Raw genomic sequence first — 14,286 nt, 5'->3', positions numbered from 1 at the left:
CCACCTGGTTACGGCGTCGTCTCGTCGGCGTCGGGACTGTCAAATTTTCGGTGTAACTGGATCTTGTTGAGGGCTACTTGCGGCCTGCGGACAGGCGGCCTTCGAAGGTGATGTCGAAGGCGTTGAGGGCGGCTTTCCAGCGCGTGATCCAGCGACGGCGGCCGGTGCCGGTCGGGTCGAGGGCCATCACAGCGAGGTAGACGCATTTGAGTGCGGCTTGCTCGTTGGGGAAGTGCCCGCGGGCCCGCACGGCCCGGCGGATGCGGGCGTTGACGCTCTCGATGGCGTTGGTGGAGCAGATGACTTTGCGGATCTCGGTGTCGTAGGCCAGGAACGGCACGAACTCGGCCCAGGCGTTCTCCCACAGTTTCACGATCGCCGGGTACTTGCTGCCCCAGGTCTCGGCGAACTCGAGGAACCGTTCGGTCGCAGCGGCCTCGGTCGGTGCGGTGTAGACCGGGCGCAGCGCTTTGGCGATGGCCTCCCAGTGCTGGCGGGAGGCATAGCGGAACGAGTTGCGTAGTAGGTGCACCACGCAGGTTTGCACCACGGTACGGGGCCAGACCTCGCCGATCGCGTCAGGCAGCCCTTTGAGCCCGTCGCAGACCGCCATGAGCACGTCGTCGACGCCGCGGTTCTTGAGCTCGGTGCACACGGCGAACCAGAACTTGGCGCCTTCCCCGCCGTCACCGGCCCACAAGCCGAGGATGTCGCGGGTGCCCTCGGCGGTAACGGCGAGGGCGACATAGATGGGCCGGTTGGCGACCTTCCCGTCTCGGATCTTCACGTTGATCGCGTCCAAGAAGACCACCGGATACACCGCGTCCAAGGGCCGGTTCTGCCACTCGGCCATCCCGTCCATCACCTTGTCAGTAATCGTGGAGATCGTCTGCCGGGACACCTCGGCGCCATACACCTCGGCCAGATGCGCGCTGATCTCGCCGGTGGTCAGGCCCTTGGCCGACAGCGACAGCACCATGTCCTCGACACCGCTCAGCCGGCGCTGCCGCTTCTTGACGATCTGCGGCTCGAAGCTGCCGTCACGATCCCGCGGCACGGTGATCTCGACCCGGCCGACGTCGGTCAGGACCGTCTTGGCCCGGCCGCCGTTGCGGGAGTTGCCGCCGTTCTTGCCGGCCGGATCGTGTTTCTCATAGCCCAGGTGGTCGGTGATCTCGCCGTCCAGCGCGGCCTCGATGACCCGCTTGGTCAGCTGCTGCAGCAGCCCGCCTTCGCCGGTCAGCTGCAAGCCGGCCGCACGGGCCTGCTCGACCAGCCGGCCCACCAACTCGGCATCCACGCCCTCCGGCGTGACCGCCGGATCCTTCTTCCTAGTGCTCTGACCACGAACGTTCACGGTGTTGGATGACACGCCGCTCGACCTCTGGGCTGGGCGGCGTGTGTGGTCTCAGGCTGTGGCGGTGGCAGAACCCGTGCGTGTGCGGCGGCTGTCTGACCAGGAGGGTCAGCAGCTGCTCCGGATAACCAGACGTGGGACCGGCTCAGCGATCCGATTGCGGCGGGCGATGGTCGTGCTCGCGTCGGCTGGCGGGAACAGCGTGCCGGTGATCGCGAGGCTGGTCCAGGCCGATGAGGACTCGGTCCGGCAGGTCATTCACCGGTTCAACGAGATGGGCATGGCCAGCCTCAACCCTCGGTGGGCGGGTGGCCGTCCCCGCCTGATCAGTGAAGACGACGAAGCGTTCATCGTCGCGACGGCCAACACCCGACCCGAAGCCCTCGGCCAGCCGTTCACCCGGTGGAGCCTGCGCAAACTCGCCGACTACCTCGCCCACAACCACGGCCAGCGCCGGGTCAAGGTCGGCCGGGAACGACTCCGGCAGCTGCTGCGCAAGCACGACATCACCTTCCAGCGGACCAAGACGTGGAAGGAGTCCAACGACCCCGCCAAAGAGGCCAAGCTCGCCCGGATCGAGCAGGTCATGACCAGGTTCCCGGACCGGGTCTTCGCGTTCGACGAGTTCGGACCGCTCACGATCCGCCCGCACGGCGGCGCGACCTGGGCGCCGACCGGGCACCCCGGCCGGCTCCCGGCGAACTACCACAAGCTGCACGGGGTGCGGCAGTTCCACGGCTGCTACAGCGTCGGCGACGACACCCTCTGGGGCGTCGTGCACCGGCGCAAGTCCGCAGCGAACACCCTGGCCGCACTCCAGTCGATCCGCCGCGCCAGACCGGACGGCGCACCGATCTACATCATCCTGGACAACCTGTCCGCCCACCGCGGTCTGAAGATCCGCCAGTGGGCGGCCCGTAACCGGGTCGAGCTGTGTTTCACCCCGACGTATTCGTCCTGGGCAAACCCCATCGAAGCGCACTTCGGGCCGCTACGAACGTTCACCGTCGCCGGGTCGAACCGCGCGAACCACCCCGCCTCGACGAAGGCCATCCACGCCTACCTGCGCTGGCGCAACGCCAACGCCCGCCACCCCGACGTCCTCGCCGCCCAACGCCGTGAACGCGCCCGCATCCGTTCCGAACGCCAACGCAGATGGGGCCAGCCCACCAGGCGAACGGCGGCCTGACCGACACCGTGAACGTTCGTGGTCAGAGCACTAGTGTCCTGCGTCAGAAATTCGCCTACAAAATCGGGCGAGTGACTCCAGGATCTCCTCGGCGGTCTTGGTCCAGATGAATGGGCGTGGGTTGCTGTTCCAGTCAGCGATCCACGCCCGGATGTCCGCTTCCAGGGCTTGGACGCTCTTGTGGACGCCGCGGCGGATCTTCTGCTCGCTGAGGAACCCGAACCAGCGTTCGACCTGGTTGATCCAGGACGAGCCGGTCGGGGTGAAGTGCATGTGGAAGCGGGGGTGCCGGGCCAGCCAGGCCCGGATGGCCGGGGTCTTATGGGTGCCGTAGTTGTCGCAGATCAGATGCACATCCAGTTCCGCCGGCACGGTCTTGTCGATCGCGACCAGGAACTTCTGGAACTCGGCGGCACGGTGCTGGCGGTGCAGCTGGCTGATCACAGTGCCGTCAGCCACGTTGAACGCGGCGAACAGGCTGGTGATCCCGTTACGGGCGTAGTCGTGGGTACGCCGCTCGGGCATGCCCGGCATCATCGGCAGCACCGGCTGCGAACGGTCCAACGCTTGGATCTGGGACTTCTCGTCAACGCAGAGCACCACCGCCCGTTCCGGTGGGTTGTGATAGAGCCCGACCACGTCAACGACCTTCTCGATGAACAGCGGGTCGGTCGACAGTTTGAACGTGTCCGCCCGGTGCGGTTTCAGCCCGAAGTCCCGCCAGATCCGTCCGATCGTGGACTTCGACAGCCCCGACCGCTGCGCCATCGACGTGCGCGACCAGTGGGTAGCGTTGCGCGGCGTCTGTTCCAGGGTGGCCACCACCACCTCCTCCACCCGGTCCAGGCTGATCGACGGCGGCCGGCCCGGCCGCTGCTCGTCGATCAGCCCGTCCAGACGCTCGGCCAGGAACCGCCGCCGCCACTTGCCCACAGTGGACAGATGCACACCCAAAGCCGTGGCCACATCAGTGTTCGACGTGCCCTCGGCGCACGCCAGAATGATCTTCGCCCGCATCGCCAGGACCTGCGCCGACTTCGCCCGCCGCGACCAGCGGACCAACGTCGCGCGCTCCTCGTCGGACAACACCAGCGGCGGGGTGGGACGCCCGGTCCTCGGCATCCCATCACCCTACACCTATTTATAAGGCGAACTTGTGGCGCGGCACACTAGCCACCGCGGCAGTATCCACGGCGGCCTCGCTCGTCACGGTCATCAGGTGCGTCTCCTTGATCGGGAGTTACACCGAATTTCTTACAGACCCTGACCTGGAACCCCAGGTCACGGCCGACGGCGAGACGTCGCACAGGTCGTAGACCACGAGCCCCATCCTGACGGCGACGACAACCTCTCTCGCGCTCACACCTGCACCGGTGCCCGTTCGATGCGGTTGCGGTCCTTGTATCGGGTGGCATTGAAGGTCGGGGACCGTCCACCCTTCGATCCTTACGGGCGCGGCTGGCTTGCACATCTGATCGTTCCGGGATGGTGTGTGGGATGCCCCGGGCGCCCAGTGAGCGCCGGTTGGCCTTGGAGCCGTAGGCCCTGTCCGCGGTCAGATGCTCCAACCGCTTGCGGGGCCGGCCGTGGCCGCCGGGGCGGGGAACCTGCACCGCATCCAGCAACGCCACCAGTTCCTTCGTATTGGCACTCTGCCCCGCAGTGACACACCGGACCAGTGCCCGGCCCCACCCGTCGCCGAGCAGATGGACCTTGGTGGTCAGGCCGCCCCGGGATCGTCCGATGCCTTGCGCGGCACGTGATTCATCTGCGCTGAGCCCCCTTTGCGGCCCCTGCTGCATGCTGGTGCGCCCGCACGATCGTGGCATCGACCTGGGCTCGCCAGTCCAGATCGCCCGCAGCGTCCGCGTCGGCCTGCAACCGCTGCTCGATCCGCGCCCACGTCCCGTCGGACTCCCACCGAGCGAACCGGTCGTAACAGGTCTGCCACGGCCCATACCGCTCTGGGACCTCGCGCCACTTCGCGCCGTTGTCGATCCGCCAGAGAATGCCGTTGATCACCTGCCGGTGATCCCGCCACCGACCGCCGCGCTGCGCAGCCATGCTCGGCAACAAAGGCACCAACCGAGCCCACTCCGCATCAGATAGATCAACCGCCATGGCGGAACACCCTACCCATCGCCATGATCCGTCAGACAGGCCCTGGGATATTTGCCAAAGGAACTCCAGGGGCAGATCCGCGAGGGCTGTCATATGTGGACCCGCCGCGACCCTTCGGGGTACAGGAGTGCGGCGATGCCGAGGTGAACCGCACGGCGCAGCAGATCCGTAGCCAGCGCTGCGGCCGGGCCGGAATCGTCTTGCGCCGGCGGCTGCGAAGGTCGAGGTTCCTCATCCGACACTTTCTCGGCCGGGCGGAGTGACCGATCCGCGACGCCGCTCTACCCGGCTCCATCGTTCGGGGCGGCGGGCTGGACCGCCGTGATGAGCTGACGAATCGCCTTCGCCCAGTCTGCGGTGAAGTCGATGTACTGAATGTGGCTCAACCGCTGACGTGCGTCGATGTCAAGGTCTGGCAGGTCGCAATGCTCCAGCATCACCGGTACGAACCAGCGGTGGTTGAACGGCAGGTACTGCATCTCGTCGACCGCCTGCCGGAGCTCGGCGTTCATGTAGGTGCGGCCGGCCGAGGTGTAGTGCGGGGAAAAGCATGCGACGAAGTACGCGCCGTTGCGGATGGCGGCGCGGATCTCCTTGCGCCAGTCGGCGGCCGGACGGATGTCGTTGCGGTCGATCCAGACGGCGATGCCGGCGTGCTGCAGCTCGGCGGCGATGCGGTCGACGACGGCCGCATCCTCGCGCATGTACGACATGAATACCTTGCTCGCCGTCATGGGTCTCCTCCGTGATGGCTCCGGACGCAGTGCGACGACGGGCTCACGTCGAGGCCGGCGGGGCCGGCGCGACGCGGCGAGAAACGCCTGCAGCGGAAGCCGGGACAGTAGTTGTCGGCACTCGTCGCGCACGCTCGCCGCATCGAAGAGCTCCTCGGGCGTCCCGCCGATCTCAGTGCGCTCGGGGAGGTGCGTGCAGGCCTCGAATCCGTTGAGGCACAGCGTGATCGTTAGCGTCGGGGTGATCGCCGGCCAGCGGCTTGACGGCGGGCGCTGCCGGGTCCAGCGCACTGCAGCCATCGCGAGCTGGGCCACGCCCTCGTAGTCGCCGTGGCTCAGGAGCCGTGTGCTCTGCTCGGCCAGCCGATCCCAGGTTGCCGGGGCCGGCATCGCGTGGGCTAGGGCGTCCGCCGCGGCGGCCACCTCGGCCGGGGTCGCGGCGGCGATCAGGCGGCGGACCGCCGGTGGCACCGGGCCAGGGTGGTGGTCCGCGACCGCTACGGGCTCGGGCGGCCGCGGTGCGGCTGTGGACCACAGCCGGCGTCCGGCCTCGATGGCATGCTGGACGTTGCGCGGCTCCGGCCGGCGGCGGGCCAGCTCATGCAGGCGCCCCAGGACGGCCCCGGTGGCCGCGCGGTCGATCTCCTGGCTGCTCATCGCATACTGCGCGAACTCCTGCGCCATGGTCGTGAGCGGCATCGTGCCGTGACTCCAGGCGTGCTCGATCGCGTCGAGCATCGGCAGCCATCGCTCCAAGCGGTCTGCGCCCGCTACGGCCGGGCGGGGCACGGCTCCGGCGGCCATCAGCCGATCGGCCGGCTCGACCCGAGCGCGTCCCATCTTGGCCGGCGCGTGACACCAGCGGGGGCTGTGATGCCGGCGCGACGCGTGTGGCGTCGCGAACCGAGCCGGCAGTACCGGCTGGATCGTGCCCTCGTCCAGGTCCACCTCGGCCGCGACGTACACACCGCCGCGTTGCACCTGGTCGTAGCCGACCGCACCGACCGGCGCGGTGACCAGCGCCCGCTCGTCCAATGACACGGTGAGCTCCCGCATGCGCAGCGGAAGCCCGGAGGCCGACTCGAGCCGGCACCGGCCGGTCAGGTCGCCGGTGGCGAGGTCGTAGTCGTAGGCGGTCACGTTGCCGGACGCGGGATCCTCCACCATGACGATCATCATGTTGATGCCGGCGCGCGGGTTGAACGCCACCGCCGTCGACCGGACGGGCAGCGTGACCGTGAAACCGTCCGCGACGCGGATCAGTAGATTGGTCCCGATCTGGGAGCACAGGTGGATGTACTGGCCGTCCGGGCTGTAGGCGATCTCCGGCAGGTCCAGGCGATCCTCGGCCGGGAAGCCTGCGATCAGTCGGCGCTGCCCGACCCCGAGATCATATTCCCAGAGCAGGTACTTGGCAGCGCCGGGACCGTAGGCGCCCGGAGCGGGCCGCTCGTCGGTCACGCAGATCCGGGCGCCGTCCGGCGAGAAGGCGATCGATCCGGCCGAGTACAGCGGCATGGTCATCTGCGGCTGGTGGGCATCGAACGGCTGCAGGTAGAGCTGCCAGTACCGCCACGGCTCGGTCGGATACGGCACACCGTCCTCGAAGGTCAGGTGCATGGCATGGTCCTGCACCCAGCTCGTGCCCTCGGGCGAGCCGAACGTCTCGGCGAGCGGCCGCCGGCAGTACGCCCACAGGGCCGCCCCGGGATGCACCACCGCCATCCGATCCGCGTAGTCGCGATGCGTCAGCGGACGGCCGTCCTGGTCCACCACGGCGTATGGGCTCAGGTGTCCTCGCTCGTCGGCGACGTCGAAGAACACGCGGAGGGACTCGTAGTCGCTGATCGACTCGTCGGTCAGCACCGACTCGCCGAAGCAGAACTCAGTCAAAGAGCAACCCGATCTCCTGCTGCCCGATCGCCCTGGCGCCGAACTCGGACACGAACTGCGGCCGGATCATGGCGGCGCGGCGGGCCAGGGTGTTGATGTTGTCGACCATGCACTGGATCGAGGGAAGGAACTCCCGGGACAGTGCCTCGGCGAAGAAGATCTCCTGGATGACGGCGCACCGCGGGTTGGCCGGCCTGGTCGGTCGCGCGAGGTAGGCCCGGCCGTTCCACAGCTCGGCGTTCACCTCGGAAAGGGCCAGCGCCACCTCGCCGATGGCCGGCACGCCGGCCGCGATCCCGGCCGTCGCGCGGACGTGCAGCACCGGCTCCGCCAGCACCCCGAGCAGTACCGGGGTCTCGTCGAGCGCCAGCGCCCAGGCGCGATGCGGCAAGACCTCTTCTATGGCGCGGTACTTGCCGGCATAGGCCTGACCCAGCGTCCACTCCACGGTCGCTACCGTCTCATCGAAGCCGCCGGCTGTTGGCGGCCGCGCTGTGGTTGTCGCAGCTGGCCCGGCGCCGGAAGCGCCGAAGAAATGGCGCAGACGGTCCGCGCGGGCGACCCCTGGCGCACTGATGGCATCGATGACGACATCGGCGCGCAGCAGGCCCTCCCCGATCCGACCGTCGCCGCCGAGCGAAACGGGCTGCGACCCCTGCTGCCGCGCCACGGCGAGCGCGAGCCGCACCAGCCGGGGCGCGAACTCCCGTTGGAAGGACGGCACGGTGGGTGGCATGTCCGAGATCGCCCGCAGTACGCGCCGGACCGTCTCGGCGGCCTGCTCGTCAGTGATCAGAGGCTGTCCGAGGTAGGTGTAGGCAAGCCCTCGGGTCAGGTACTCGGCCACGTTGAGCAGCTGCGCCGCGACCGGCTGTTGTTCGAACAGTCGCATGCCGTTGGTCCAGCCGAGCCGGCCCTCCTCCACGCCCTGCAGTTGCGAGGTCCATTCCGCACGGATGCGCGCGTCATCGGACCAGTCCTCCTCCGGCCGCGCCGCCGCCCGCGGTAGTTCGGGAGGAGTCACCCCGTTGGCGGAGACGGGCAGACGGTTCGATCTGCTGCTGTGGAAGATGGGCATCGAAGTTCAGCAACCTTACGACGAAGAATGTGAGACCAATTTGTACCCGTGCCTGCCTGCCTGTCCTATCAGCCGATTGGGCCGGAGGCGGCGAGGTCCGGCGCGCGGACTTGAACCTTCGTACCCGCGGTTCCGGCAACGGCGCTTACCGCGGGAAATATCCGGCCGGGTATCGACGTCAACCAGGCAACACATCTCGATCTTGGCTCGGATGTGGTCGGCTTCGGTGTGGTCGAGGTCTTCGAGGCGGACGAGGGCCAGTCGCCGGTTCCGAGGGGCGGACTCCCGGTCGTTGGCGATTGGCGTTGCCAACGGTGTTGAGCGTCGTGGTCTAACCCGGACAGCCGGAACTCCTTCGCTGTCCCGCGGGGCGGACGAGATCGCCCCTGCCAAGCCTCCGACTGGCGCTCGGCCTCCGACATCCAGGGTGGTATCGACGACACTGAAATCTGCGACCCATCATGCAACGCCCCTAGGCAAGCCTGGACTTATCGGCGCATATTTGGATGCCGTGGTCGGTAACGAGGTCTGACCGGACACATCAGGGACGCCGGCCGCGAGCAGCCGCGTAGACGTCGCGAAGCAGTTCCTCGTCACCTCCGCGACAGAGCTCAGCGAGTAGTTGCACAGCGAGGCGCTTGATGCCAGGCGCGGAGGCCCGCGTTCGTGCGCCAACGTATGCCTGCACCGCCGGGCGCAGCCGCTCCGGTTCGCCGCACAGCACAAGGCCGGCCAATGCGACACCATTGATGTCGAACGGCAGGTAGCAGGCTCTATCGCGGTTAATCAACTCGCCGGCGATTGCATGGGTCCGCAGGAACGCTTCCTTGGCCCGGGCCCGCTGATCGCACCGCCACGCGATGATGCCGTCCAGTGCCCAGGTCTCCAGGGCATGGCTGCTTCGTCCGTACCGGGCGGCGGCTTTCACCGCGGCCGCGGCAAGTTCGACTCGGTTCTGACTGAGATGGATTCGGGCGATTGTTCCATTGGCTGCGTGTACCAGTTCCGGCGTGGCCGTCTCCTCGCCGATCGTGGCGGCGCGCCGCGCTCGCTCGAGCGCCTGCTCCGGAGCGCGCAGGTCGAGGTGAGCCAATGCTTGGATGTCCAGACATTTGCCCACGAGGATGTCGTCGGCCCGCGCTTGCGCTTCGGTGGCGGCCAACTCGGCGGCGTCGAGAGCTTCGGCCGCATCGCCTCGAAACAGGTCGATGACAGCGCGGTTCAACAGAAGCTGAGCCCTGATTGCAACCCCTTCGTCCCTCAAACACCTGGCAACCGCCGATGCGGACTCGATGTGCCGCCTGGCTTCGTCGAGGTCGCCGGTGTCGACGTGGCAGAGCGCCAACCCGGAGTGCACCTCGGCGACCGTCAACTGGTCGCCGAGGTCCATCGCACGCTCCAGTACGCCCTGGTACACGGCGCTCGCCTTCCGTACGCGGCCGGCGTCGTAATGGGCGCCCCCGAGCATGACATCAAGACTCATCTCGACATCGGGGTCCGGCGCCCGCTTGTTGTAATATCGGGCTCGTTGGATGGCCTTGAGCTGCCCCTCGTAGTTACTTTGCTGCCGCCGCGCGTCCGCCACGTACGAGAGATTGCTGATCACTTCGCGCGGGCTGTCAAGTTTGCCGCCGAGGTATCCGCGCCACCGGCTCAGGGCGTCGCTCTGGCCGCGGCCGGCGAGGTAGGCGTCGTCGAGACCGTTCATGAGTTCGAGCGCCCGGTGATACTCCCCCGCATGGATGCGCATGTCGATCTCGCTGAGGTGCGGGGCAAGATCCTCCACCCGTCGTACGCTGGTCCGGCTTGCCTGATCGGCGAAGATGTCAGCGGCCCGACCGAACTCGGCGACCTGGGTCGCGCGAGGTATCCATTCCCGGACGTGCTCCACTTCGGACGGCGGCAGATAGAAGCGACCGTCGTGAGTGCGGATCAATCGACGGGCCGCCAGCCGGTCGAGAGCAGCGCTGATGTCGTCCTGAGGCAAGGTAGCCAGCATCCGGCCGATGACGTCCGCGGTGACCGGTCGGCCGAGCACGGCGATGGTCTGCATGATGCTCGTGTCGACCATTGACTGGCGCTGCGCCAGACGCCCGAGCAGATGCAGTGGGAGGCTTTGGGCTGAAACGTCGGCCAGGGCCTTCAGCAGATGGGTGAGCGAATGCGTCGCGGTGTCGCCCAGCGACGCGTAGATCAGCTCTAGCGTTCTTGGCCGGCCGTCAGTCGCCTTATGCAGGGCCGCCACCTCGGCCGCCGCCATCTCGCCGAGAAGCCGGGCTCCTTCGGGTTCCAGGCCGCGCAGAAAGGTCTCGATCTCGTCGACCGGCAGGCCGTCGCGCAGATGCACCACGTCATTCGCCCTGTACCCGCGAATGTTCCACTCAGGCCGCCTCGAGCTGACGAGCAGCAGTTGAACGCCGTGGTCCGTGCGGTCTGCGAGGTCTTTGACCAGCCTGGCCAGCGTTCCATCAGCAATCCTGCCGCTAACGTCGAGGAGCTCTTCCGCGTTGTCCACGACCAGCAGCACGCGGATGCGGTCCAGCTCCCCGAGCACGGCATCGAGCTTCTCAAGGACGGTGAGGCGCTCGGAGTTCAACCGTTCACTAAGGCGGCTGCGGGTACCGGCGTCTGGATGCGTGGCGGCGAGGTGCTGCACGATCGCGAAGGCGCTGACCGGAGCGTAGCTGCGCGTCGACAGGTAGCCGAACGCGTCGAACCGCGTCGGCGGGTCCCCGTCGGTGAGGCGTTTCAGCACCTGTGATATCAGTGCTGTTTTACCGATGCCGTCGTCGCCGACCAACTCGATCAAACGACGGTCGGGTCGACTGAGTCTTCCCAGCAGTTCATCGGTCACCTCGCTGCGGTCGCGGAACTGGCTCGGAATGAGGTCCGGGGGCCGGCTGACCACTCGAACGTGCGCGGAAGTCACGGGCGCCGGCGTGGTGCTGGCCCGATCCCCCGAGCGCAGACGCCTCACGAGTTGGTCGGCGATCTCGCGGACCGCTCGACGTACCTTCGGGGAGGACTCGTCTTCGGTGCGAAGGTCGCGGATGTCGAACCACTGCCGTGTGGCCAGGATCTGGGCGATCTGATCCTGCTCCCGCCGGGCCTTCTCGTGGATCTCGTCCGCACTCACGTAGTAGAGGGGCAAGATTCGATCATTGTGGCCACGAGCCTGTTCCAGCTGATGGAACGTCGTGAACTCGTCTCGACAGTTGCTGCTGGCGAGATATCTCGGCGTGATGACCGGGATGAGAAAGGTTGATGCAGCGAGGGCGTGCTCGATGCTCGACGCCCACTCGTCGCCCCAGTTGATGTCCGCCTTGTCCTGGAAAATGTAGAACTCGAGCCGGCTCTGCTGCTTGACTTCTTCCCGCACCAGCCGCAGGAACCGAGTGATGAACTCGCCGTCGTGACGGTCGTCTTTTCGGGAGTAGCTGAGAAACGCCCCAAGCGTGTCCGGCATCGTAATTTCCTCCCGACGGACGTCCACCGATGGCAGTACGCTGCCGGATTATGGCGCACTCTTACGCGGAGTGGCATCCTCCTTGCTGTCAGCACTGTTGCCGAGCGTCACGGTGCTGCCACGCACCTCCGCGGAGACTGTTTGCAAACGCCTTCGACGGAGGCTCAGCTCAGGGGCCAGCCGCCGGGCGGTGGTAGCACCGGTGTCTTCACGACGTCCTGTGCTCGGAGTTTGCGGTACACGACCTCGGAGGTGAAGCCACCGATAAAGCCCACGATCACGGCGAAGAGAACCAGGCGCCGCGAGCCGTCCTCGCTCAACATCGCCGGGCTCGTCGAGAGCTGAGCCGCCAGGAACAGCAGGAACGCGATCGTGCCGGCGGCGGACCCGAGCGCCGCCGCACGCAGCCACTGAACCGCACCGTCGTAGATGTTCCGAACCACGGCACCCCAGGTCGAGGCGAGCACCGGCGCGACGAACAGGATCGAGAGCGTCGGCCACGCGCCGTTCGGGAGGGTAAACGCGATCGGGACGGACGCGAGCGTCGCGAGCAACAGCAGGACCGCGGCGATCGCTCCGACCACAGCACGTCGACGGACCGCACGGTCGGCGCGGCTGTTCGCGGCTTCTCGATCCTGGCGCCGCTCGTGCTGCGTCAGCAGCGAGCCGACGACCTCGGCGGCCGACGCCGCGGTTCTCCAAGGTTGCGACAGGACGGCAACCTCGTCCTCGGTGGCCAGGCCAGGTTCACTGCCGAGCCTGCGCCACACCTTCTCGGCGCCACCGCCGAATGTCGCGAGCGGCGCCACGGCAATGCGACGACTCAACGCGATCAGCCCAGCTATGAACGTCGACCGCTCCCCGCCGAGCAATACGACCCCATCGACCGCCAGCAATGAGCGGTAGTACGCAACCTCCCAGTCGGGGCTAGGGTCCGGAGCGACCGCGAACAGGTCCGGATGCTGTTCCAGTTCACGGAATCCGATGTCACCGCCGAACCGGCCACGAACGATGACCGATCGCGGACGAGCCCGGCCCGATTGGACATACCCACGAACGACCGCATGCTCGATGAAGCGCGGATCACTGGAGTAGACCGTCAGACGACAGCCACGCTCGGCCAGCTCGGCCCCGAGCTCGGCAGCGGCGATGAGGGCCGCCTGGTGCTCGCGAACCGGGGGTTCGTACCTGCGGGCGGCGTTCGCGCTGCCGAGGACGGCAATGACCGGCTGCATGCGTCTCCTGAGTGTTGGCATTGACAACCGCGCTCAGTGTATGAGGTCCGCTGCTGTGCGTCATCGTAGCCAGCCGGCATCGCGGGCCCGCAGGAGAGCCTCAGTGCGATTGGAGACTCCCAGCCTGGTGTAGAGATCCCGCAGCAGTCGGAACATCATTCGTTCCGAGTACCCGACGTGAGTCGCCAACTGGGCGATCGTCATCCCACCAGCCAAGTGCGCCAGCCATTCCCGTTCGGCCAGCGACGGAGTGCCCGGATCCTGGCCGGTCACTGGCAGGGTTGTCAGGGCCCTGACGACCGCCACTGGCAGGATGCTGCGCCCCTCGACTGCGGCGATAGATGCCTCCCGCACCATCTGTGGGCTCGCGTCACGCGGCAGGATCGCGGCAGCTCCGGCCCGCAGCGCTCGCAGCGCGTTCTCGGTACTCATGTCGTCGAGGACCGCGATCACCAGAGCACCGTCCGCAGCTCGGTGGACATGCTCCAGCAGCGTCCAGTCGCTGGCGTGACAGATGGAGAGCAACACGAGCTTTCGCTGCTCGTCCCGAACCCAGGCCAGGACGTCGTCCGGCGTCTCCGCATCGATACCGGCATCGCGGAGTACCCCCAGGACCCCTTTGCGGAACATCGGCAACGGGTCACAGACGGCGATCCTGACGAGCGTGTGCAGCGTTCCTCCAGTGACTGGTATCCCGCGCCGATGATTGCGGACCCCGTTGGCCGACGCCAGCACTGCACAGGCGCGGCGGTTTCCTGACCGCAGATTGCGTCATGGAACCGCTACGCAACGTGCACGTACCGTTAATGCTCGGCGCATCACCGGCGACGGCGGTAGGGGTAAAGGCGATGTTTCTCAGGAAAGGTCAGCGACCCACGAAGAAGATTCCGGCCAACCCGCCGACGACGGAAACACCAAGAAAGAAGCGCAAGCGGAAGCCGAAGACGTCCTGACGTCGATCTTTCCTGATGCCTAGGTCAAATGCGGACGAGGAACAGACTCATCGCGGCACGTGCGAATGATGGATCATGATTGGCGGCGCAACGCCGGCCTCATTTGCCCGACCGCCGCCAGGCCTGAAGGCGATTGAGGAGTAGGCTCTGACCTCGTAGGATGTTCGCATGAACCCCTGCTTTTCGCAGGGGTGCGAAGCGTGGGGGTTCAAGTCCCCCCTTCGACACAAAAACCCAGCACACATGCTGTATCTGAGGGC

General features: G+C 67.1%; 10 protein-coding genes. 1 reads left to right on the top strand and 9 read right to left on the bottom strand.

All coding sequences use genetic code 11. The features are described from left to right. Nucleotides 1-73: 73 nt before the first annotated feature. Entirely contained in the window at nucleotides 74-1,300 is a 1,227-nt protein-coding gene (locus ACQP2P_RS15605) for an IS256 family transposase (protein WP_433616718.1), read from the bottom strand. Nucleotides 1,301-1,421: 121 nt separating this feature from the next. Between ACQP2P_RS15605 and ACQP2P_RS15600 the strand changes: the two genes are divergently transcribed. After that, nucleotides 1,422-2,546 carry an IS630 family transposase gene (locus tag ACQP2P_RS15600; RefSeq protein ID WP_433616716.1) on the top strand — a complete coding sequence of 375 codons (1,125 nt, stop codon included), beginning with the start codon at nucleotides 1,422-1,424 and terminating at the stop codon, nucleotides 2,544-2,546. A gap of 30 nt (nucleotides 2,547-2,576) precedes the next feature. Here ACQP2P_RS15600 and ACQP2P_RS15595 read toward each other — a convergent pair whose 3' ends face one another. The 8 genes from ACQP2P_RS15595 to ACQP2P_RS15560 form a co-directional block, all read right to left on the bottom strand. Beyond that, entirely contained in the window at nucleotides 2,577-3,668 is a 1,092-nt protein-coding gene (locus ACQP2P_RS15595; RefSeq protein ID WP_433608031.1) for an IS630 family transposase, read from the bottom strand. 47 nt (nucleotides 3,669-3,715) lie between these two features. Then, nucleotides 3,716-4,348 (bottom strand): transposase, encoded by a 633-nt coding sequence (locus ACQP2P_RS15590; RefSeq protein WP_433616714.1) that lies wholly within the window; start codon nucleotides 4,346-4,348, stop codon nucleotides 3,716-3,718. Beyond that, nucleotides 4,311-4,667: an IS5 family transposase gene (locus ACQP2P_RS15585; RefSeq protein WP_433616712.1), complete on the bottom strand. Its 357-nt coding sequence runs from the start codon at nucleotides 4,665-4,667 to the stop codon at nucleotides 4,311-4,313. The genes ACQP2P_RS15590 and ACQP2P_RS15585 overlap by 38 nt, the downstream gene beginning before the upstream one ends. Before the next feature lie 281 nt (nucleotides 4,668-4,948). Next, a complete protein-coding gene (locus tag ACQP2P_RS15580; RefSeq protein ID WP_433616710.1) occupies nucleotides 4,949-7,294 on the bottom strand; it encodes a TIR domain-containing protein in 2,346 nt (781 codons plus the stop codon). Beyond that, nucleotides 7,287-8,372, bottom strand: a complete 1,086-nt coding sequence (locus ACQP2P_RS15575) for a hypothetical protein (RefSeq protein WP_433616709.1) — start codon at nucleotides 8,370-8,372, stop codon at nucleotides 7,287-7,289. Before ACQP2P_RS15575 ends, ACQP2P_RS15580 begins: the two co-directional genes overlap by 8 nt. A gap of 541 nt (nucleotides 8,373-8,913) precedes the next feature. Further along, nucleotides 8,914-11,838 (bottom strand): TIR domain-containing protein, encoded by a 2,925-nt coding sequence (locus ACQP2P_RS15570; protein ID WP_433616707.1) that lies wholly within the window; start codon nucleotides 11,836-11,838, stop codon nucleotides 8,914-8,916. 164 nt (nucleotides 11,839-12,002) lie between these two features. Continuing rightward, nucleotides 12,003-13,073 carry a hypothetical protein gene (locus tag ACQP2P_RS15565; protein ID WP_433616706.1) on the bottom strand — a complete coding sequence of 357 codons (1,071 nt, stop codon included), beginning with the start codon at nucleotides 13,071-13,073 and terminating at the stop codon, nucleotides 12,003-12,005. A gap of 60 nt (nucleotides 13,074-13,133) precedes the next feature. Next, nucleotides 13,134-13,703: a DNA-binding response regulator gene (locus ACQP2P_RS15560; protein WP_433616705.1), complete on the bottom strand. Its 570-nt coding sequence runs from the start codon at nucleotides 13,701-13,703 to the stop codon at nucleotides 13,134-13,136. Nucleotides 13,704-14,286: the final 583 nt, after the last annotated feature.

Origin of the sequence: Dactylosporangium sp. CA-139114, from assembly GCF_050955725.1 — a bacterium.
Lineage (GTDB): Bacteria > Actinomycetota > Actinomycetes > Mycobacteriales > Micromonosporaceae > Dactylosporangium.
Note: the sequence above shows the minus strand (reverse complement) of the source record. Positions and strands in the feature narration are given on the sequence as shown.

What these genes read in the sequence shown, in the direction of transcription:
- ACQP2P_RS15595 (WP_433608031.1), bottom strand. Translation starts at nt 3,668, where the DNA reads ATGCCGAGGACCGGGCGTCCCACCCCGCCGCTGGTGTTGTCCGACGAG.
- ACQP2P_RS15590 (WP_433616714.1), bottom strand. Translation starts at nt 4,348, where the DNA reads ATGCAGCAGGGGCCGCAAAGGGGGCTCAGCGCAGATGAATCACGTGCC.
- ACQP2P_RS15585 (WP_433616712.1), bottom strand. Translation starts at nt 4,667, where the DNA reads ATGGCGGTTGATCTATCTGATGCGGAGTGGGCTCGGTTGGTGCCTTTG.
- ACQP2P_RS15575 (WP_433616709.1), bottom strand. Translation starts at nt 8,372, where the DNA reads ATGCCCATCTTCCACAGCAGCAGATCGAACCGTCTGCCCGTCTCCGCC.
- ACQP2P_RS15570 (WP_433616707.1), bottom strand. Translation starts at nt 11,838, where the DNA reads ATGCCGGACACGCTTGGGGCGTTTCTCAGCTACTCCCGAAAAGACGAC.
- ACQP2P_RS15565 (WP_433616706.1), bottom strand. Translation starts at nt 13,073, where the DNA reads ATGCAGCCGGTCATTGCCGTCCTCGGCAGCGCGAACGCCGCCCGCAGG.
- ACQP2P_RS15560 (WP_433616705.1), bottom strand. Translation starts at nt 13,703, where the DNA reads ATGTTCCGCAAAGGGGTCCTGGGGGTACTCCGCGATGCCGGTATCGAT.